Raw genomic sequence first — 19,661 nt, forward strand, 5'->3', positions numbered from 1 at the left:
GAACATAACTAGAACAAATTGCAAGATTGGCTAGGTTAGGTTCCCATCGATTCGGAGCCAACCATGCGACATGTCGCCACGGACGAACTCGCCTATCTCATCTTCTCAGGCTTAAGGAGTTGGACCCCGAGCATGAGAAGCGATCTAGCCAGGGGCACTAGCATTTCCATCTACGAGCGGGCAGCGGAGCGGGTTGTGAGGGCCTTCTACAAGTGCGTCTTTCAGTCGGAAGAAGGTGGTCCCACGCTCTCCAACGACGAGTTAACAGCTATGGTCGCCAGCCTCGCTAAAGGGCTGCCCAAGGGGCGGAAGCAGGCGATAGCGAGTAGCAACCCCAAGGAGAGTAACCCCGCCCGCCGTGCTACAGCAATCGAATGGGCAGCGGTTTTAGACAACCTCTGGATAACCCGAGATTCCCCAGCATTGGGCTTCCCCTATCCGCCACTCGATGGGAAGCCGCTACGTATCGTGTACGAGGAAGTTAAGCCGAATGAATAGCTGGATCGCGCTTGCAACGGCCGCAGCAATAGCTGGGGTAGGGCCTCAGCAAGTAGCTTGCCGGGTAATAGACGGTGATACCCTCAACTGTGCGGGAGAACGAGTCAGGTTGCTTGGGATCGACGCCCCCGAGCTTCCGGGTCATTGCCGGCTAGGGCGGGCCTGTGTGCCCGGTGATCCGGTTGCAAGCGCCCGCAGCTTGGAACGCGCGGCAATGGGACCCCTTAGGATCAAGCGCGTTGGGATAGATCGATATGGGCGGACCTTGGCGCTTGTCGCGGGCAAGCACGGCGATCTATCATGCTGGCAATTAACCCGTAGGCAGGCGGCCTATCGGTCCGATTGGGACAACGACAACCGGCTTGCGCAAGTTTGCGACAAAACAGGGCAAATATGGGCGGATATTAGGGGGAAGAAATGAGATGGTTCGGGAGCATCGCCACAGCATTAATATTATTGATACTTACCACGATCTTAGCAGGCTACCTTGAACCAATTGTTAAAGCCATCTTCCCTCAAAGGGCGATAATGGCGGACATACAGCTTAGCCGGTGGATGGAGCGCCCAACCAAAGTCGGAATCGAGGAAGAAAAACCTTCAGACGACGCTCGGGAAAATCAAAGCCGGCACGATACCTTTTTCAATCCCGACATTTACAAATTTATGTCGATGGAGTTGCTGAATAAAGGCGACACCATAGCAGAGAACGTCCACTTTAGGTTGGAAGATGGATCACGACCGGATACCTTAATAGTTACGGATGACGGTAATAAGCGACAATTCATTACTGGCAAGAATGACATACCTATTCCAAATATTAAGCCAGGAGAAAAGGTGAGAGTCTACTTGTGGGCTACATACTCGTTCAGCACTCTATTGACGCCGGATTCTTTGAAGTCATACTCTAGTGTTGGACCGTTTGAAACAAGTTACGCTACTCCTAGTGGTGGAACTTATTATGGAACAAGTACTTCGCCATTTTATGATTTTCTAGATACATGGGCCCCATTAGTTGGCTTTTTTGCGGCGATTGGACTAATAATTCTTTTTTCCGTAGCGATTCACATGCAGGAAAAATATATGAGGGCTCTATTAAGCGACCAATCATTCTACGATAAACAAAAATTAGAATATGATGCTGACCCGAAGAAGTTCGTTCCCAGCTTAAAGGGGTAGGCACGGTCTAGTTACAATGGATCATTTCGGCGCCTTAACGGCGTGACACTGATATGGATTACGAGGAAAGCGCGATGGTCGAACCAGCATCAAGGCCGGTCCCGCGACTAGCTCCGCCGTCCTTTCCGCGGTCAGCCAGGCCACCTCATTACGCCTCCACGTCGATTTCGACTGTGCAGGCGCGCCATTTCGGTACCTGGACGCCGGCAATCCGGATGGCGGCCTTTCGGGTGCCACCAAGTGGAACCCCTTGAAACAGGGAACGCCGATGTATCAGACCTCGCGGTACGTATGCGCAGGCGGCAAAATCGATCTGGGCTTTGGCGATCTTGTGCTCAAGACTGAGACGCCCGAAGCGTTCGCCCGCGCGTTCCTCAAGCGTCGATCCGAAAAGAACTGACCCTTTCGCCATGATCGTCCCCCAACTGGACCCCGGCCTTCGCCGGGGAAGCGGAAGGTGGAAGAAGCGCGCGCGACTGTTCGCGTTGGCCATCACCGAGCAGGAAGGACGGCCCTTCGACAAGCTCAGGGCGAACGGAGGTGGTGGGTCGGGCCAGCCCGCAACGCTCCATCCTGGCAGCTCGAAGACCGGCGCCATCTCCTCGACCAGCAGTTGCGGGGGGAGCGTCTCCGCCGGGATCTCCGCGCTGTGCGCGTCGATGCCGGTCGTTTCGATCTGGATGGCGATCTGCCCGGCATAGCGCCGGACCGGCGCGAAGCCCGGGACGAGCGCGCGTCGTGCGCACTGGCTGACGCCGGAACCGATCGGCCTGGTGGTTTGCCGCCCGGCAGCTTTCCGCCCTACAGAGCTGCCATGGGCCCGAAAATATCCTTCATCCGGCACGTCGGACGGCGTCGCGACGGGTGAGCGATACCGGCACTCTGTTCGCCATGTCCGGCCCACTCTGGACCATCGCCAAGACGCTGACCGCGACCATCGTCGCGTGCGTCCTGGTCCTTGATGCGAACTGGATGGCGGCGATCCTGCGTTCGGGGATCGCGGCCGCACCGCCGCCGCTGTTCAGGGCGCCGATCCGGATCGAGGGCGGCTGGCGCCGGGCGCTCTATCTCGCTTTGGCTGTCCTGATCATCGTGCCGATGTTCATGCTGCCGTTCATGGGCATTCAGCGCCTGTTGCCATCATCGACGACCGGCATCATCCTTGCCGCTCTCGCGGTGTCGATCGCGCTCATCTTCCTGGCGGAAGCGACCGGCCGCTTGCTGATGGGCCGCGGCGCGGCGGCGATGACGGCCTTCCTGCTGATCGCACCCTATCTGGTGTCCGGGCCGGTTGGCTGGATACGGTATTCTGTCGTCGTCGCGACGATGCTGGCGATCGTCCTTTTGCTGTTCGTGGTCGCGGCGATTCACAAGGCGTTTCTCCTGTACCGGCCTCGTTCGCGATTTGGCGCCGGGCTCCGCCTGATCGTCGATGCCGCCCTTGGCGTTACGGTGATCGTCGCTACCTTCTGGCCTCGCTTTGGCTGATCGCACCCCGCGAACCAGCCGGCAGCTTTCGGGCCTGTCGCGAGGCGATTCTGTCACCGCCGCAGCCACCGTCGCTACCATCGCAGCCCTGGCTTTGGCGACCTTGCGCTCAAGACGGAGACGCCAGAAGCATTCGCCCGCGCGTTCCTCAGGCGTCGATCCGAAAAGAACTGACCCTTTCGCCATGATCGTCGCCCAACTGGACCCCGGCCTTCGCCGGGGAAGCAGAAGGGGGAGCTCCTGGGCGCCCGCTGGCATCCCCTCAATCCCCGTACCGACATAATAGTGCGGTTTCCGCGACGATCGGCGTGCAGCGATTCCCCAATACCCCGGCTTTACAAATTTATAGGGATCGATATCCTACCAACCTGAAAAGAGGGGAAAATATATGCGTGGGATCGTCGCTCCTTTGGCGTTGCTTTCAACGGTAGCTCTCTCTGCCTGCGGCGGGGGCGGCGGCGGAGGCCTCAGCTCGACACCCCCGCCCCCGCCGGCCGCGCAGACCAACAGCTCGCTGGCTTCGCTCCAGTTCAGCGAGACATTTGCCTTCTCGCCCACGGGCGTGATTCAATATTCCATCACACGGCCGGCGGGCGCCGCGACTTCGCGGACATCCACTCCCGTCAGTACGTCCGATGCGGGCCAGGTCCGCTACGATGCCGGCGCGGCCTCCTACACATTGGTCGGCTCCGTCGTGCCGCAGGTCACCTTCAGCTCGGGCGACAGGGTCGCCGCCTCGTCCAATGCGACGGTCACCGCCTACCAGAAGACCAGCGGTTCGCGTCAGGACAATTTTGCGTTGTTCAATCCCGGCAGCGGCAATCCGACATTGGCGCTGACCTATGTCAGCTACGGCGCCCAGCAGAGCATCACTGACCGGGGCAGCTCGATCGACGTGGACACGGCCTTCTTCACTTTTGGCGTCGCAACCGCTGCATCGGATATGCCGCGCACCGGCACGGCAAGCTACCGGACGACTCTGGACGGCCAGTTCGCGGATCCCTCGGGCGTCTACGCGCTCGGCGGTACCAGCAGCCTGACGGCTGACTTTGCCGCCGCTACGGTCGCGTTTTCGATGACGCCGGTCGGCACCAACGTGGTCAGCGGGGGCACCAAGACCTTCGGCACCCAGACGGTGAACGCGGCGATCCAGTCAGGCACCAACCGCTTCAGTGGCAACGGCACCGCCAATGCCCAGGGCTATCGCGCCGGGCTTACCGGTGCCTTTTATGGCCCTCAGGCAGCCGAGGTGGGCGGCGTGTTTTCGATCGTCGGCAATAGCGGCTTCGGCACCGGCGCCGTCGTCGGCCGCAAGAACTAGGCCGTGCTCGTTCCCGCCTGGCTCGCCTTGGCGGGCCAGGCGGTGGCGCAGTGCAACGGACAGCCCTGCGTTACCGGCCTGTCGGCGCAAGCCTTGTTCGCGATCGCCGCGGAACACGTCGCCGCGGGCCGGACCGCGGAGGCGATCGCGATTCTTCGCGCGCTCGCCGGGGATCCGAACGGCGAGTATCGTGCCGAAGCGCGGTTTCGCCTCGCGCAGATCCACGAACGGCTTGGCGATCGTGCGGCGGCGATCGCCCTTTATCGCGCGATCCTTGCGGAAAAGCCCGATGCGAACCGCGTACGGCTGGATCTTGCGCGGCTTCTGGCGCTGACCGGCGACGAGGCGGGGGCGCGGCGCGAGCTGCGCACGGCCGGGGCCGTCGGCCTGCCCGACGACGTTGCCCGTGCGGTCGACCAGTTCGCGACCGCGCTGCGGTCTCGCCGGCCAGTCGGCGCCACCTTCGAAATCGCGATCGCGCCCGACAGCAACATCAACGCCTCGACCAGCCGCAACACGATCGAGACGGTGATCGACGATCTGCCGCTCAGCCCCTCCGCCCAGGCGCGTTCGGGTGTCGGCCTGGCGCTGTCGGGCCAGGGATTCTGGCGAGCGGCGCTTGGCAAGCAGGGCTGGCTCACCCGCCTCAGCGGCCGTGCGGACCTGTATGGCAAGCGCCGCTTCAACGACGTCTCGGCCTCTCTCGCCTCAGGCCCGGAATTCCAGATCGAGCGCATGCGCGTGCGGCCCGCGGCCCTGGCGACGCGCCGCTGGTACGGCGCCGATCCCTATTCCAAGGGATATGGCGGGACGCTCAACCTGTTGCGGCCGATCGGGCGAACCGCGCAGCTGGAACTGGAGACGACGATTGCCGCAAACGACTTTCGCGTCGATCAGCAGGACGGCACTTTCTACGATGCCAGCCTCTCCCTGGACAAGGCATTCGGTTCACGCCTGAGCGGGCGTATCGGCGCGCGCATCAACCGGCAGGATGCGAACGACCCCGGTTATGCGCTGACCACCGGCGGCCTCGACCTGCTCGCGGCGCGGCGCATCGGGCGCAGCACCGTGTTCGTTCAGCTCTCCGGATCGCGCACCGTGGCCGATGCGCGGCTGCAGCTGTTTCCGGAAGCGCGCCGCGACTGGCGGCTCGACGCGACGGCGGGCGTGCTGCTGGGCCGCTGGCGCTTCCAGGAGCTGTCTCCGGTGATCCGGGTCACGCGATCGGAAAGCCGATCGACCATCGGGCTTTACGATTTCAAGCGCACCCGCATCGAGTTCGCGCTTTCCCGCGAATTCTGATGGCTGCGTGCAACGACTTCCCGCTTCGGCTGAGCGACCAACCGGCGGCGTCCGCCCGTTGCGAGGCGATTTTCACCCACCGCCACATCCTCCGCCGCAGCCCCCGCCGCAACCCCCGTCGCCACCGTCGCCACCATCGCCAAAACTGAAGTCCGCGGTGCAGCCGTCGGAACCGGGCCTGGTGCGGCGGCCGGACCTGCGGGTGTTCCATGAGGAAGACAGGAGCATAAGGACGATGACCACGCCGATCGACAGCACCGCGGCCAGGCCCTGCATTGCGGCAAGGCCGGCCACCGCCAGTCCGGCGGCACCCGGCCCGATCCATCTCGCGATCCTCGCGTCGAGAAGGATGGTCCTTGTCAGATCCACGCGCTGGAACCGGGCGGAGAAGCGTTCAGCGGGTGCGGGCCAGATGTCGGCGGGCGGCGTGGTGCCGAAGGTGGCGCGGTAGAGTTCAAGGGTATGGCTGTATCGGTTGCGATACTGCTCCCGATGCTCCGGGCCGCCGGCCGTCGGTTCGTGATGCATGTCGCGCCCGACGATATCGCGGCACAGGCCGTGCCAGTAGTCCCGCGTGTACACCATGTGCAGATGCCACGCCTGGTCGACCGCATCCGAAGGCGTAAGCTGCTCGTCGCTCAGGGCCATAAGGGCAAGGAAGCGGCGATATTCCCGGGCGACCCGGACCGCAAAGGCTCCGGTCCATCCGTTCTCTGCGGCCAGCCTCCCTTCGAAGCTCAGGGCCGCATCCATCTGGCCTATGGCCAGGGTTTCGATCCTCCCGATGAGGACCCCTCGCGCCAGATGCGCGGAGCTGTTCTTTTCCATCTCCCACTAACTTAGTATGAAATTGTTTCAATATTATGAAGGGCAGTCCGCGGGGGAGCAGAAGACGACGCGAGCGCGTCTGTCGGCGCCGCCCTCACCGAGCAAGAAGGGCGGCCCTTCGACAGGCTCAGGGCGAACGGGGGTGGTGGGCCGGGCCCGCCACCCTACCCCGGCAGCTCGAAGACCAGCGCCACCTCCTCGACCAGCAGTTGCGCGCGGAGCGTCTCGGCCAGGATCTCGGCGCCGTGCGCGTCGACGCCGGTGGTTTCGATCTGGATGCCGATCTGCCCGGCATAGCGCCGGACCAGCGCGAAGCCCGGGACGAGCCCGCACCGCGCGAACTGGCCGAAGACGCGCGGCACGAGTTCGGGATCGTCGATGCCGCGCAGCTTGTACCGCGCGACCGCCTCCGCCGTCATGACGTGGCCAGCGCCTCGGCGCGCGCCGGGGCGCGGCCGCGCGCGATCGTGGCGCGGGCCAGGCGATCGGCGGCGAGGTTCACGGCGATGCCGGCCTGGTCCGCATCGGCCCATAGCCCGCGCAGGCGATCGGGGATGGCATCGATGCGCGCCGAGACCTCAGCCTCGCTCCAGCCGAGATATTCGGCACAGACATTGATGATGCCGCCGGCATTGGCGACATAATCCGGCGCGTAGAGGATGCCGCGATCGGCCAGCAGCGCGCCGTCCTCCGCGCTGCCGAGCTGGTTGTTGGCGGCGCCGCAGACGATCGCCGCGCGCAGCTTCGGGATGGTCCGCGCGGTGAGCACGCCGCCCAGCGCACAGGGTGCGAAGATGTCGCAGCGCGCCTCCAGCACGCCGGCGAGCGAGGCGATGTCGGCGCCGGTTCGCGTCGCGACCGCGGCGGCGACGGCGGAGCGCGGCTCGGCGACGATCAGGCGGGCGCCGGCCTGGTGCAGCAGCCCGGCGAGCGCCGCGCCGACCGAGCCGAGGCCCTGGATCGCGACGGTGCACTCCCCGACCGGCCGACCGAGCCGGTGTTCGGCGGCGGCCTGCATTGCGCGGAACACGCCGAGCGCCGTCCAGGGCGAAGGATCGCCGCCGGGCTGGCCGGGGCGCGGCGGCAGGCCGGCGACGTGGCGGGTGTGGCGGGCGACCTCCGCCATGTCGCCGACGGTGGTGCCGACATCCTCCGCCGTGACATATTGGCCGCCGAGCTGCTCGACTGCCTCGGCAAAGGCGCGGAACAGGGCGACGCGATCGAAATCGCCGTCGGGCCGGCGCAGCACCGCCTTGCCCCCGCCGAGCGGGAGGCCGGCGAGCGCATTCTTGTAGCTCATGCCCTCGGCGAGGCGGAGGGCATCGCCGATCGCGGCGGCGGGATCGGGATAGGTCCATAACCGGCAGCCGCCGGCGGCCGGGCCGAGATTGGTGGAGTGAAGGGCGATGACGCCGTCGAGGCCGGTGGCGGAATCGTGCAGGCGAACGAGGTGTTCGGGCGGATGCGCATCATGCGCATGTCGAAAGTCCATGGAGATACTCCGGAAAACCTGAATCTGTTGAGGGGCGTGGCGGATGCGTCCCGCGCCAGCGCCCAGACCTGTGGGTCAGATCGAGAGGATCTGCCCGGTCGTAATTCGGGTCCGGATCATAAGTCGAGTCGACATGCAAAGAGTGGCGCGGCGCATGCGGGCGAGCGGAAGCAGGGCGTGAACCGCCCGTTTCCCCAGCGCTGCATCCTGGCCGTGCATCGAACGCGTCTCCGTTTGCGATCGTGATCGCTGCGCCTGCCTATACGGGGCGGATGAAAAAATCCCCAACAATTTTCACATCAGGCGCGAATCTCGGATCAGGCCAGGAGATTCTCGCCGGTTTCCTCGATCGGTTCGGGCACGACGAGCTGGGCGTGGGCATCGTGATGCACCTGGTGGCGGCCGAAGGCGGTATGCGCCGGCCAGCCCGGCATCAGATGATTCCACCACGCCGCGCCGAGGATCATCGGGGCCTGCCACAGATACATGGTCTGCAGCATCAGATCGAATGGCGCGTGATCCTGTTCCGGTCCGGACCCGTGTGCGGGGCTCTCAGGCGTGGGGGCAGGCATGCGATTCCTCCTTCGCTCGGCGCATCGCTGAGGACGGCGTGGCGCCTGGATTAACCATAGCACAGGCCGGAGGGCGGCGCAGCCCGGCGTTGCGGCAAGGCGCGCTCAGCGCGCGGCGGGCTTGGCCGGGCCGTCTGTCGCGACCTGCATCATGCCATTGTCGTGCAGGATGACGACCCAGACGCGGCCATCCTCGCACTGCGCCGTCCAGGCCGGGCGCCCCTCGACCGGCGCGCGGCGCGTCGAGCCGGAGACGGCCTGGCAATCGCTGCCGGCATCCTCCAGCGCGCGGTAGAAGACGACATCGCGCTGCTTCGGCGCGAGCGCCTCGATCCGCGCGAGATAATCGGTCTTGTCGGTCGGGCTGGGGCTCGGGGTGGGGGCCGGCTGCTGCGGCGCGGGCTGGCCGCAGGCGGCGAGCGCCAGGAGCAGGCTTGCGGGCATCAGCATCTTCATCGCGGCGACTCCGTGGTTGATGCCGCCTGTGTCGCAGGAATCGGCGCTGCTGGCGAAGACGAAAATGCGCAGGCGCGGTTCCGGCCGCCCGGATGCGCGGCGGCGAAGCGGCGCCAGGCGATATCGACCGGGATCGCCGCAGCGCAAAGCGCGGCGCGGCGGGCGTTCCGGCCCCCGCCCTCCGCCGCAAGCCGGGCCGAGATCCAGGCATCGCGGCGCGCGGCGAGCAGTTCCCACAGGGCGGCACACGCGCCGCCATTGCCGCGGGTGCGCCAGCCGAGCGCGTAGGATCGATCGGGGCAACGCTCGAAGAGGGTGGCGACGGTGCCGATATCGCCGCCCACCGCCCCGGCACCGAGATCCGGCCGATCGTGGCGCAGCGCGTCCAGCCGGGCGGCGGCGGCATCCAGATCGCGCAGGATCTCGAACAGGACCGGGATGGCGGGATCGTCGGTCCAGGCGGCATAGCCTGCCTGGCGGCGCGTCGCCGGGTGACATGCGCGAAGGGGATCGGTGCCGGCCATGCTGTCCTCCCTGAAGAGCAGCCGCAATCGCCCGATTCGCGTTAAAAGTGAATCGACCGATCTTGCTTTCCATCAATGCGTGGCACAGGCTCGGCGCTATTGAGCCAAGCATTGTCGATCGGGGGGTCGTAGGCAGCACAACGATAGGGGTCGTGGGTTGCCGCGTTCTATTTTCAGGAGGAAGCGGCGCGCCGTGCCGCTGGCCTTCCTGCCGGGCGCGGCGCGCGGGCTCCACGGGGCGGCGCGCAAGGCGATCGACGGGGGGCGCTATCTCATCTTCACGCCGGTGGCCGACGGGCGCGCGGTGCTGTTGCTGCGCACCAGCCCGCCGCTGATCGCGTCCGTGCGGCGGCAGAACGATGCGGGCGATGCGATGCTGATCGTGGAATGGGTGCGCGTGGCCGGGCCTGACCACCGCGAGCATCTGGCCGCCGACCGGTTCGACGAGGCTTGCGCCGATGCCGCGCCGGCGGCCCTGCCCCGCGACCGGACGGCCGCGACCTGATAGGGCGTTCCCGATCGGAAGGCTTTGCGATGACTGATTCACTCCGCGCCACGCGCCTCGCTTATGTCGACGAGCTGCTCGGCTCGCTCGATCTGCCGGGCGGCACGCTACGCGTTACGCGCGGGCTCGGCTCCGGGCTGGCGCGGCGTGCCGGCGACGCGGTGGAACGCGTGTGGGCGATCGGGGACCGCGGGCCCAATCTCAAGCTGCCGTTCGCCATCGAGCGCTATGGGCTCGAGCAGTTGCGGCGGCATGCCGGCCTGGCGGGCGCCAAGCTGATGCCCTTTCCCGGCATCGGGCCGGCGATTTCCGAACTCCACGTATCGGATGGGCGGGTGGCGTGCGTCCGGACGATTCCGCTGCGCGATCGGAGCGGCCGGCCGCTGTCGGGGCTGCCGGTGCCGGGTCCGTTCAGCGAGCCCGCCTTCGATCTGGCCGCCGCGCGGCTCGCGCCCGATCCGTCCGGCGCCGATACCGAGGGCATCGCCGCGGCGGCGGACGGCAGTTTCTGGATCGCGGACGAATATGGCCCCTCGCTGCTGCACGTCGCGGAGGACGGAACGGTGCTGGCCCGGCATGTGCCGCGCGGAAGCGGGGCGGCCTTTGCTGGCGCCGATTATGCAGTGGTCGAGTCGCTCCCGGCGATCGCCGCGCACCGGCAGCTCAATCGTGGGTTCGAGGCGCTGGCGCTCTCGGTCGACGGCACCCGGCTCTATTGCGCGTTCCAGAGTCCGCTCGCCCATCCCGACGAAGCGGCGCATCGCCGTGCGCGCCATGTGCGGCTGTGGGTGATCGATACCGCGACGGGCGCGGTGACGGCGGAGTTTCTCTACCGGCTCGACAAGCCCGGCAGCTTCCGGCGCGACTCGGCGATCGGCGATGTCGACCGGGCCGACCTGAAGCTGTGCGACATCGCAGTGATCGCGCCCGGCCGGCTGCTGGTGCTCGAGCGGGGATCGGCGACGGCCAAGCTTTATGCGGTCACGCTCGATGAAACCGGCGCGCTCGATCCGAACGAGCGCGATATCGCGACTCGGCCGACGATCGAGCAGCGCAGCGCCGCCGGGGACTCCCTGCCCGCGCTGGCCAAGACCCTGATCTTCTCGACCGACGACCATGCGGAGATCGGCGCCGACCTGGAGGGCATCGCCCTGCTGTCGCCACGCACGCTGCTGCTGGTCAACGACAATGATTTCGGGGTGGACGGCGTGGCGACGCAGTTCTGGCACATCGATCTGCCAGATGGGACCAAGCTGGAATGAAGTAGCGGGGGAGAGCGCCCTTGGCTGCTCGATCCCCCGCGCTGTCGTTTCGCCAGTGCCGGTCTTACCGGCGGCTTTCCGCTCCTGCGCGTTTCTTTTATCGTCAGGCGATACGACGGCGAGTCCTCATAGCCGATTCGCGGACAAAAAAAAGGCCGGTACGAGACCGGCCGTGAAAGTTTTAGGAGAGGATGCCTGAAAGGCACAGTCGTTGTGCACTGCAGCAGATTTCCTCGCAAGTGCAAATATTGCATTGCGGCATACATAAAGTGCAACTGGTAGCGTTACCACTGTATGCCAGGGCTCCTAACGGCGGCGAGCGTGCTCTCTAGTGACCTCACAAGGGATCGATCGATGAGTCCAAGCCCCGCCGCCGTTGTGACAACTCGGTGTATTCATATATAGTGAATTTGAATATAGGAGGTAGCCGCATGGCAAATACGAGTCTCAGCCTGGGCGAACATTGGGAAGTCTTCATTCGCAAAGAGGTCGGCAGTGGGCGGTACGGCTCGGCGAGCGAGGTTGTCCGGGACGCCTTGCGGGCGCTGGAGGAGCAGAAGATGCGGCTCGACACGCTGCGCCTGCATTTGGCCCAGGGCGCGGCGCAGGCTCGGAACGGCGATTTCGTCGAAGATTATTCGGCCGATCGCATCATCGCGGCTCTGGACGAGGAATGACGCGATCGTTTCGCGTCACCCCGCGCGCGTTCGAAGACCTCAAGACGATCGGTCGTTACACACTCCGCCAATGGGGCGAAGCTATTGGTCCGGCAGCCTGGTGAAGTCGGAGATCCAGTTCACCTCCCAGTTCCGGCCGCCATCGTCCGAAAAGGCCTGCTCGATGCGGAAGCTGGTGGCCGCCATGTTCGAAAAGATGAAGCGCACCAGGATGGCCCGGCCGTTCAGCGCCTCCTGATTGTAGAACAGCCCGCGCCCGTTCGCGAAGCTGCCGACCATCGGCGCGCCAAGCTCGCTGTCGGCGCTGTTGGCCCAGCGGATCTTCCACTGGCGTGCGCTGGCGTCATAGAGGCGCAGGCTCATGCCCTGGATCCGCCCGGCCGGGCCAGCGACAGCGAGCTCGCCCAGATTGGCCTGGCCGCCCCACACCGGCCGCACCACCGACAGGCCGTCATACTCGACCCATGTGGTCGATCCGGTCAGCGGTTTCAGCCGCCGCGCGACATGCGCTTTCCACCGGCCGAACTCGAAATCGAAATCATGCGCGCCGTCGCGCAGCTCGGGCGCGGCGCGGGCTTCTGGCCGCGGCATCTGGGCCGGCGCGATGCCCGGCAAGGCGACGAGCAGGATGGCCGGCAACACCAGTCGGTAGTGTCGCGCAACAGGATCGATCGTCATGCCCTGTCCTCCCCGTTTTCCGGCCCGTGCCGCAGCGTCAGTCTAGCCGAGACGCGCACCCGGACAAGGCCGAGACACCCCGACGCGGACTAGCGCATTACCCTTATCGTCCGGTCCAGCCCCGCAACCAGCCGCGCAAGCCGGTCATAGTCGATCTTGTCGGGCGTGTCGGCGAGGCTGTGATAATGGGGGTAGCGGAACGGGGCGGTGTCCGTGACCATCAGCGCCGGCATGCCCTCGCCGGCAAAGGCCCAGTGATCCGACCAGTCGACGCCCTGGATGAAACCCGGCGCGGTCCCGCCGACACTCGGGAAGCGCGCGACCGAGCGAAACGACCCGACCGTCCGGCGCACGAAGCCGCGCGACCCGGTGGTGCCGACAAACGCGACGAAATTGCCGGTATCGGGATAGAGCTGCGCAAGCGGCCAGGGATAATGCTGGCTGTGCGGCCGATCGCTGTAATAGCCGATCGTCTCCAGGCTGATCATGCCGAGCACCGGCTCCCCGGTGCGTTTCAGCTGCGCGGCATAGACGACGCTGCCCATCAGCGGAGTCTGAAACCAGGGCGGCTCCTCATTCACGAACAGCACGAGTCGCAGGCGGAGCGCCGCCTTGCCGCGCAAATCGGCCAAGGTGCGGGCCAGCTCGATCACCGCGGCGGTGCCGGTCGCATTGTCGTTGGCGCCCGGCGCCTCATAGGCGCTGTCGTAATGTGCGCCGATCACCAGCGTCTCCGCGTCGGGACGGGCGGGATCGACCACCACCTCGATATTGCGGACGCGTTCCCCGCCGGCGCTGAACGACTGGCGGCGCACGGCATAGCCCATCGACGCCAGCGCCCCTTCGATATGGCGCGCGGCGCGTTCGAGCTCGATCGGATGCTCGACATTGTGCGGCGTGCTGGCGATGGCGACGACATGCCCGCGCAGGCGCGTGGCGAGGCGCGCCTCGTCCACGGTGAGCGGCGGGAGCGGGCCGTCATGGGAGACGCCGGGCACCGCCGTCATCCAGAGCAGCGCGACGACCGGCAACGCGAAGAGCGCGGCGATGATCGCCAGAGCAACTAGCCTGGCCCGAATGTCGATCATCGTCGCCCCCCGTGGTCGGCTAGCGCGGTACCGGCACTGCGGACACGTCGTCCACTTCATTCAGCCCGCCGAGGTCGCCACGCTCGCGCGCCTTGCGGCCGTAGACGAGCTCGAACAGCGGCGAGGCCATCAGGGTCGTGACGATCGCCATCAGCACCAGCATCGAGAACAGCGCCGGGCCGATGATGCCGCGCTGCAGGCCGATATTGATGATGATCAGTTCCATCAGTCCGCGCGCGTTCATCAGCGCGCCGATGCCGAGCGCGGTCGGATTGTCCTGGCCCGTCAGGCGTGCGGCGGCCCAGCAGGCGCCGCCCTTGGCGAGGATCGACGCGGCGAGGATCACCAATGTCACCGCCAGCAGCGAGAGATTGTCGACCATGGTGAGCTGCGTGTTGAGGCCGGAAAAGACGAAGAAGGTCGGCAGCAGCACGACCACCGCGAAAGGCTCGATCTGGCGCTTCAGCTCGTCGGCGAAGAAGCCGCGCGGGATCACCGTGCCGAGGATGAAGCCGCCGAACACGGCATGGATGCCGATCGAATCCATCGCGAAGGCCGAGGCCATGAACAGGATCAGCGTGAAGCCCATCAGGTTGGGGTTGATCCGCCCTTCCCGCTCCGCGATGCGGCCGAGCGGGGCGAGCAGGCGCGGGCCGAAGATCAGCATGAAGGCGACGAACGCCACGCCGCCGACGATCGCCTTGATCGCCACGCCGGGGCCGTCGCCGAAGCTCGCCAGCACCACGGCCAGCACCGTCCAGGCGCCGGCATCGTCGATCGCGCCGGCGGAGAGCGAGAGCGTGCCCAGCGGGGTGCCGCTCAGCCCGCGCTCATGGATGATGCGGGCGAGCATCGGAAAGGCCGTGATCGCGATGCACGCGCCGATGAACAGGGTCGCCTGGACCTGCGTGATCTGCGGCGCGAACAGGCCGGGAATGCCGATCAGCCACGGTGCCAGCAGCACGGCGACGAGGAACGGCGCGGCCATGCCCGAGAGCGATACGGCCCCGGCGCTGCGCGCGTTGCTGCGAAAATGCCGGGCCTGGAAGCCAAGGCCGACGATGAACATGTAGAGGCCGACGCCGAGCTGCGCGACGACGAACAGCACTGCCTTCGATTCCTTGGGGAAGATCGCCGCCTGAAGATCGGGCGCGAGCAGGCCGAACAGCGACGGGCCGAGGATGACGCCGGCGATCATTTCGCCGACCACCTGCGGCTGGCCGAGAAAGCGCTTCGCCAGCCAGCCGACGCCGCGGCAGGCAGCGATGATCAGCGCCATCTGCAGGAAAAAGGCAATGCTGAGCTGCGCTGGCGTCATGCTGTCCACCCCTTCGTCGTTCGCCTGTTCCGGCGAATCTCCCCAGTGACAACGCTGCCACCGGGGCCATGCTGATCTGGATCGGCGCGCGTTGCAAGAAGGATGTGAACGCTAACAGCAATGTGGATTTGCCGATCCCGCGGCTTTGTGCTGGATGCGCAACGTTTCGAAAAGGGGCCGTCCATGTTCAATTTCCAGCCGGTGCTGTCCGGCGACCTGCTCGTTCTCCGGCCGCAGGTGCCGGAGGATTGGGACGCCTTGTTCGCGGTGGCGGCGGATCCAGCCATCTGGGCGATGCACCCGATGCGCGAGCGGTATCGCGAGCCGGTGTTCCGCGCCTTTTTCGACGAAGCCCTGGCCGATCGCGGCGGGCTGGTCGCGGTCGACCGGGCCAATGACACCGTCTTCGGCTTCTCGCGCTATTCGGAGCGGTTCGCCGAACCGGGCGAAGTGGAGATCGGCTGGACCTTCCTCGCGTGCGACCGCTGGGGCGGCGGGTGGAACCGCGAGATGAAGCGGCTGATGCTGACGCACGCGTTCGGGACGTATGAAACGGTCATCTTTCGCATCGGCGAGGACAATCTCCGATCGCGCCGGGCGGTGGAGAAGATCGGCGGCGTGCTGACCGACCGGGTGCAGGAATATCGGATGGGCGACGCCGTGATCCGCCACGTCACCTATGCGATCGCGAAGGCGGATTTCGCCGCAGGGCCCTTGCTCAGCTGAACGGGGGTGGTCAGGCGTCGGGAAGCAGCCACCCGTCATAGTGCACGACCAGCCCGATCAGCGGCAGCGCGATGGCAACGTCGAAGCGGAAACGATCGCCGTCCTGCCATTCGCGGGCCTGGATGCGCGGGGCGAGCGCCAGCGGCAGAGGGATGCCGAGGCAGGTCCAGCGCCGCAGCACCATCTCGAGGCCATCCGTGTTCGAGGGCAGATCGAAGTGGAAACGCAGCGGGCCGAAGCGTTCGACCAGGCGCACACCCCGCTGTCGCAGCCGGCTGGTGAAGGCGTGAGGACCGAACCGGCGCGTCCAGGTCTCGACGCCGTGTTGCTCGGCAAAGGCGACGTGCAGCTTATAGCTGCCGGTCGGGGGGAAGCGCATGATTGCCCCGATCGCCCGCGCGAGCAGGCCGGTGCCGCGCTCGACCCGCCCCTGCCCTTGCGCCCCGCCGTCGCGGCAGACCGAATGCAACGCGCGGGCCGCCTCGGGCAGCGCATCGAAGGCTGGCCCCATCACCCGCCGATAGAGCGGCGGCGGCAAACGACGCTCGACCGTTGCGTGGCGGATCGCGAGCTGGGCGAAGATCGACTCGAACTGCGCGAGATCGAGCAGCGACCCGGCATCGCGCGCGCCGGCGGGGAGCCGGCCGGCCAGTATTTCCTCGGCGAGCAGGGCAGCGGCCAGCGTCGGGATCTCGGGGCCGTCGCCATGCTGAGCGATCAGCGTCCAGCGGCGCTCGACGAAACCCTCGCTATCCTCCCCGGTCAGGTGGACCGACATGGCGGAACGGTCGCTGGTAAGGATGCTCGTCAGGCGTTGCAGCGGGAGCAGCAGCGGCGCGAGCGGGACCGCCGACAGGCCGAACCACCTGATCGGCCAGCTCAGCAGCCACAGGCCGAGCGTCTGCAGCGAAATCTCGGTGCCGGCGCGGAAGGTCACCGCCGGGCGGCCTGGGAGCATGGCGGGCAGCAGATCGAGATCGGGCACTTCGGCCAGCGCGACCCAGCGGCCCCGTATTTCGGGCACGCCCGTAACGGCAAAGCTCTCGCGCCGCAGTTCCTGCCAGCCCCAGCCGCGCGTCCAGCGGCGGTTGCGCCACAGGCGGACCGGCCGCCCGACATAAGAGAGGATCGCGGCCGCGACCGAAGGGCCGGCCGTCGCGCGGTTGGAGGCGCTGATCGCGACCTCGACCTGCGTTACGCGCGCCGTGCCCGCGGCGAGATGCCGCGCCACCGCGCCGGACAGCGCCGGCACGCTCGATGCGCCCGCGACGACGGCGACACCGGCCTCCCGCGCCGCGGCATCGAGCGCACCGATGCCCGTCACGAAGGCGCGCCCGTCGGCGAGATCGAGATAGGGCACGCCCGCTTCGATACAGGCGAGCGGCACGCGATAGTCGCTGTGCTGGAACGGCCCGGCCGCATCGATCAGCAGGTCCGGGCGCTGCGCCGCCAGCAGGGCGGCGACATCCCCTTCCCGGTCGGCGACCACCGGCTCGGTACCGGGCAGTCCGGCGCAAAAGGCGCGCGCCTTCTCCGCATTGCGGCCGGCGACGAGGATATGATAGCGCCGTCCAGCCAACCGGCGCGCCAGCCGCGCGCCGAAGCCGCCATATCCCCCGAGAATCAGAATCCGGCTCACGCCGACGCCTGTAGTACGCCAAGCGTTAAATCGAACCGACATTCGTGCGGCAGTCTGTTCCCCGGCAAAGAGTTCCGGACGGAGAGGTTGTCGTAACGGCGCGCGGCGCTTCATCATGATCGTCCCGCCAACTGGACCCCGGCCTTCGCCGGGGAACAAAGAGAAGATGAAGCGGGCGCGTCGGTTGGCGCCGATTCAACCCTTACCGCTCCAGCCTCAGGAACCTGCATGGCATCCGACATCTACTGGATCGAGCACCCCTTTGCGCAGCGCATCGCGATCGCCGCGCGACCGCGCGCGGGCGACTGGCTCGAGGACGAAATCGACCATTGGTTTAGCGCGGGGATCGGCCTCGTCGTCAGCCTGCTCGAACCGGATGAGGCGGCTGAGCTCGGCCTTCAGCGCGAGCGCGCCCTGTGCGGTGCGCGCGGCATCGCGTTCCTGTCCTTTCCGATTCCGGATCGCGGCATGCCCGATCGCCGGGACGCGCTGACATTCCTGCGCCAGATACGCGAAGCGGGGAGGCCAGTCGCATTTCATTGCCGCGCCGGCATCGGCCGATCCGCGTTGATGGCCGCGGCGCTGCTGGCGCTTGACGGACTTGATGCGGAAGGTGCCTTCACCCTGATCCGTTCGGCGCGGGGCGTCGCCGTGCCGGATACCGAGGACCAGCGCCGCTGGGTGGCGGATTTCCGAGACCGGCTGGCTGGCGCGTGATAGCCCTAGCGGCTCAAAGCACGCGTCGCGCCTGCTCCGGCGTCGGCAGCCAGCAGGTCTCGCGCCGGCCGAACAGCCGGTAGCGATTCCGCGCGACCCAGCGATAGACCGGATCGCGCAGGGCGCGCGGCACCAGCCGCAACGCCGCCGCGGCGCGCCATGGCCAGCCGAGCCCGGCATAGATGGCGATCACGGCGTCACTGTTCAGGCGTACGCTGTCGCCATCGACCAGGATGATCGTTTCCGGATCGGCGGGATCGATGCCGAAGCGCCGGAACAGGGCCGCGCCCACTTCGCCCTGCATGGAAGCGAGGCGGAAATGGTCGCGCCGGTCATGCTTCAGCACGAACTGTGCATTGGCCGAGCACAGCACGCACGCCGCGTCGAACACGATAACAGGATGCGGGGGGATGGGATGATCCGCCATTGCCTCAATGCCCGCCGGGGCATCGGGCGACCGTATCCTTCAGCCGCTCGATCAGCCAGCGTCCGGCGGGCCCGGGCGGCGTATCCTTGCGGTGGACCGCGAGCATCGGCAGCAGATTGCCCTCCGGCCAGCCATCCTCCAGCACCAGCTCGACCAGCCGCCCCTCGGCGAGATCGGCCTGAACCAGCGGCTCCGGCATGCTGCCCCAGCCAAGGCCAGCGCGCAGGAATTCATGCTTGGCGCCGAGATCGGCGATGCGCCACGTCCTGGGCGAAAGCACGCCGAACTGCTTGCCGCGCGACAGATCCGACCGATCGGTGAGGACCAGCTGGACATGCTCGGCAAGGTCGGCCCGGGGGATCGGGCCGGTGCGCTGGGCCAGCGGATGTTCGGGCGCCGCGACCATCATCAGCGGGATCGACAGCAGCCGTTCCTGCACGAAGTCCTCCGGCACGAGCGGCAGGGTGCCGACCACGGCAAAGGCCGCCCGCCCCTCGGCGACCGGCTCGATCACCGCGCCCAGCGCCTCGACATTCACGCGCAGCGGCGTGTGGGGAAAGGTCGCCTGGAAATCGCGCACCGCGTGCGCGAAGACGAAGATCGGGAACATCACGTCGACCGCCACCGCCAGCTCCGCCTCAAGCCCGCCGGCGAGATCGCGCGCGCGCGCCTTGAAGGCATCCATCCGCCCGGCCACCGCCTGCGCCTCCGGCACCAGCGCGGTGCCGGCATCGGTCAGCGCCGGATAGCGCGCGCTGCGATCGAACAATTGCACGCCGAGTTGCCGTTCAAGCGTGCCGAGCGTCTGGCTGACGACCGACTGGGCGCGCCCGAGCCGGCGGCCGGCGGCGGAGAAACTGCCTTCCTCCACCGCGGCGAGGAAGGTGCGCAGCTGATCGAGCGAGACGGCATCAAGCATCTATCGTAAATCCATATACTATGCATCGTAACATATAGGCTTTTACGC

At 66.7% G+C, this 19,661-nt stretch carries 23 protein-coding genes; 10 read left to right on the forward strand and 13 right to left on the reverse strand.

Annotated features, from left to right (window positions below; translation table 11 throughout):
• Positions 1 to 63 precede the first annotated feature (63 nt).
• Both U1769_RS00845 and U1769_RS00850 read left to right on the forward strand, forming a co-directional pair.
• The gene (locus tag U1769_RS00845; protein ID WP_332710865.1) at positions 64 to 498 is read left to right on the forward strand and encodes a hypothetical protein; all 435 of its coding nucleotides are present in this window, start codon (positions 64 to 66) and stop codon (positions 496 to 498) included.
• 417 nt (positions 499 to 915) lie between these two features.
• Positions 916 to 1,674, forward strand: coding sequence for a hypothetical protein (locus tag U1769_RS00850; RefSeq protein WP_332710867.1), 759 nt, complete (start codon positions 916 to 918; stop codon positions 1,672 to 1,674).
• Positions 1,675 to 1,822: 148 nt separating this feature from the next.
• Here the strand turns inward: U1769_RS00850 and U1769_RS00855 are convergent, their stop codons facing one another.
• Positions 1,823 to 2,518: a hypothetical protein gene (locus tag U1769_RS00855; RefSeq protein ID WP_332710869.1), complete on the reverse strand. Its 696-nt coding sequence runs from the start codon at positions 2,516 to 2,518 to the stop codon at positions 1,823 to 1,825.
• 20 nt (positions 2,519 to 2,538) lie between these two features.
• On the opposite strand from U1769_RS00855, the gene U1769_RS00860 reads away from it, so the two are divergent.
• From U1769_RS00860 to U1769_RS00870, 3 genes are all read left to right on the forward strand, one after another.
• A complete protein-coding gene (locus tag U1769_RS00860; protein ID WP_332710871.1) occupies positions 2,539 to 3,162 on the forward strand; it encodes a hypothetical protein in 624 nt (207 codons plus the stop codon).
• A 388-nt stretch (positions 3,163 to 3,550) separates the two neighbouring features.
• Positions 3,551 to 4,483: a transferrin-binding protein-like solute binding protein gene (locus tag U1769_RS00865; protein ID WP_332710872.1), complete on the forward strand. Its 933-nt coding sequence runs from the start codon at positions 3,551 to 3,553 to the stop codon at positions 4,481 to 4,483.
• 3 nt (positions 4,484 to 4,486) lie between these two features.
• Positions 4,487 to 5,785 (forward strand): surface lipoprotein assembly modifier, encoded by a 1,299-nt coding sequence (locus tag U1769_RS00870; RefSeq protein ID WP_332710874.1) that lies wholly within the window; start codon positions 4,487 to 4,489, stop codon positions 5,783 to 5,785.
• Positions 5,786 to 5,857: 72 nt separating this feature from the next.
• On the opposite strand, the gene U1769_RS00875 is transcribed toward U1769_RS00870, so the two are convergent.
• From U1769_RS00875 to U1769_RS00900, 6 genes are all read right to left on the reverse strand, one after another.
• A complete protein-coding gene (locus U1769_RS00875; RefSeq protein ID WP_332710875.1) occupies positions 5,858 to 6,538 on the reverse strand; it encodes a glycine-rich domain-containing protein in 681 nt (226 codons plus the stop codon).
• 239 nt (positions 6,539 to 6,777) lie between these two features.
• Entirely contained in the window at positions 6,778 to 7,032 is a 255-nt protein-coding gene (locus U1769_RS00880; RefSeq protein ID WP_332710877.1) for an ACT-like domain-containing protein, read from the reverse strand.
• Positions 7,029 to 8,105 carry a Glu/Leu/Phe/Val family dehydrogenase gene (locus U1769_RS00885; protein ID WP_332710878.1) on the reverse strand — a complete coding sequence of 359 codons (1,077 nt, stop codon included), beginning with the start codon at positions 8,103 to 8,105 and terminating at the stop codon, positions 7,029 to 7,031. The genes U1769_RS00880 and U1769_RS00885 overlap by 4 nt, the downstream gene beginning before the upstream one ends.
• 317 nt (positions 8,106 to 8,422) lie before the next feature.
• Positions 8,423 to 8,677, reverse strand: a complete 255-nt coding sequence (locus tag U1769_RS00890) for a hypothetical protein (protein WP_332710880.1) — start codon at positions 8,675 to 8,677, stop codon at positions 8,423 to 8,425.
• 105 nt (positions 8,678 to 8,782) lie between these two features.
• Positions 8,783 to 9,133: a hypothetical protein gene (locus U1769_RS00895; protein WP_332710881.1), complete on the reverse strand. Its 351-nt coding sequence runs from the start codon at positions 9,131 to 9,133 to the stop codon at positions 8,783 to 8,785.
• Positions 9,130 to 9,657 (reverse strand): hypothetical protein, encoded by a 528-nt coding sequence (locus tag U1769_RS00900; RefSeq protein WP_332710883.1) that lies wholly within the window; start codon positions 9,655 to 9,657, stop codon positions 9,130 to 9,132. Before U1769_RS00900 ends, U1769_RS00895 begins: the two co-directional genes overlap by 4 nt.
• 193 nt (positions 9,658 to 9,850) lie before the next feature.
• Here U1769_RS00900 and U1769_RS00905 point away from each other — a divergent pair, with 193 nt between their 5' ends.
• From U1769_RS00905 to U1769_RS00915, 3 genes are all read left to right on the forward strand, one after another.
• Positions 9,851 to 10,162 carry a hypothetical protein gene (locus U1769_RS00905; RefSeq protein WP_332710884.1) on the forward strand — a complete coding sequence of 104 codons (312 nt, stop codon included), beginning with the start codon at positions 9,851 to 9,853 and terminating at the stop codon, positions 10,160 to 10,162.
• Positions 10,163 to 10,191: 29 nt separating this feature from the next.
• Positions 10,192 to 11,424: an esterase-like activity of phytase family protein gene (locus U1769_RS00910; RefSeq protein WP_332710886.1), complete on the forward strand. Its 1,233-nt coding sequence runs from the start codon at positions 10,192 to 10,194 to the stop codon at positions 11,422 to 11,424.
• A 431-nt stretch (positions 11,425 to 11,855) separates the two neighbouring features.
• Positions 11,856 to 12,101 (forward strand): type II toxin-antitoxin system ParD family antitoxin, encoded by a 246-nt coding sequence (locus U1769_RS00915; protein ID WP_332710888.1) that lies wholly within the window; start codon positions 11,856 to 11,858, stop codon positions 12,099 to 12,101.
• 81 nt (positions 12,102 to 12,182) lie between these two features.
• Here U1769_RS00915 and U1769_RS00920 read toward each other — a convergent pair whose 3' ends face one another.
• The 3 genes from U1769_RS00920 to U1769_RS00930 form a co-directional block, all read right to left on the reverse strand.
• The gene (locus tag U1769_RS00920) at positions 12,183 to 12,779 is read right to left on the reverse strand and encodes a hypothetical protein (RefSeq protein WP_332710889.1); all 597 of its coding nucleotides are present in this window, start codon (positions 12,777 to 12,779) and stop codon (positions 12,183 to 12,185) included.
• A gap of 89 nt (positions 12,780 to 12,868) precedes the next feature.
• Positions 12,869 to 13,867, reverse strand: coding sequence for a M28 family peptidase (locus tag U1769_RS00925; protein ID WP_332710891.1), 999 nt, complete (start codon positions 13,865 to 13,867; stop codon positions 12,869 to 12,871).
• Between the two features lie 19 nt (positions 13,868 to 13,886).
• Positions 13,887 to 15,185: a cation:proton antiporter gene (locus U1769_RS00930; protein WP_332710893.1), complete on the reverse strand. Its 1,299-nt coding sequence runs from the start codon at positions 15,183 to 15,185 to the stop codon at positions 13,887 to 13,889.
• Between the two features lie 183 nt (positions 15,186 to 15,368).
• Between U1769_RS00930 and U1769_RS00935 the strand changes: the two genes are divergently transcribed.
• Entirely contained in the window at positions 15,369 to 15,911 is a 543-nt protein-coding gene (locus U1769_RS00935; RefSeq protein WP_332710895.1) for a GNAT family N-acetyltransferase, read from the forward strand.
• A gap of 10 nt (positions 15,912 to 15,921) precedes the next feature.
• Here the strand turns inward: U1769_RS00935 and U1769_RS00940 are convergent, their stop codons facing one another.
• Positions 15,922 to 17,550 (reverse strand): saccharopine dehydrogenase family protein, encoded by a 1,629-nt coding sequence (locus U1769_RS00940; RefSeq protein ID WP_332710896.1) that lies wholly within the window; start codon positions 17,548 to 17,550, stop codon positions 15,922 to 15,924.
• Positions 17,551 to 17,778: 228 nt separating this feature from the next.
• Here U1769_RS00940 and U1769_RS00945 point away from each other — a divergent pair, with 228 nt between their 5' ends.
• Entirely contained in the window at positions 17,779 to 18,267 is a 489-nt protein-coding gene (locus U1769_RS00945; protein WP_332710897.1) for a protein-tyrosine phosphatase family protein, read from the forward strand.
• A gap of 13 nt (positions 18,268 to 18,280) precedes the next feature.
• On the opposite strand, the gene U1769_RS00950 is transcribed toward U1769_RS00945, so the two are convergent.
• Together U1769_RS00950 and U1769_RS00955 are read right to left on the reverse strand one after the other, a co-directional pair.
• Positions 18,281 to 18,694, reverse strand: a complete 414-nt coding sequence (locus U1769_RS00950; RefSeq protein WP_332710899.1) for a thiol-disulfide oxidoreductase DCC family protein — start codon at positions 18,692 to 18,694, stop codon at positions 18,281 to 18,283.
• Positions 18,695 to 18,698: 4 nt separating this feature from the next.
• On the reverse strand, positions 18,699 to 19,613 hold the full coding sequence (locus tag U1769_RS00955) for a LysR family transcriptional regulator (RefSeq protein ID WP_332710901.1): 915 nt from the start codon (positions 19,611 to 19,613) through the stop codon (positions 18,699 to 18,701).
• Between the last annotated feature and the right edge of the window lie 48 nt (positions 19,614 to 19,661).

The organism is Parasphingomonas zepuensis, from assembly GCF_036663735.1.
Taxonomy (GTDB): Bacteria; Pseudomonadota; Alphaproteobacteria; order Sphingomonadales; family Sphingomonadaceae; genus Sphingomonas.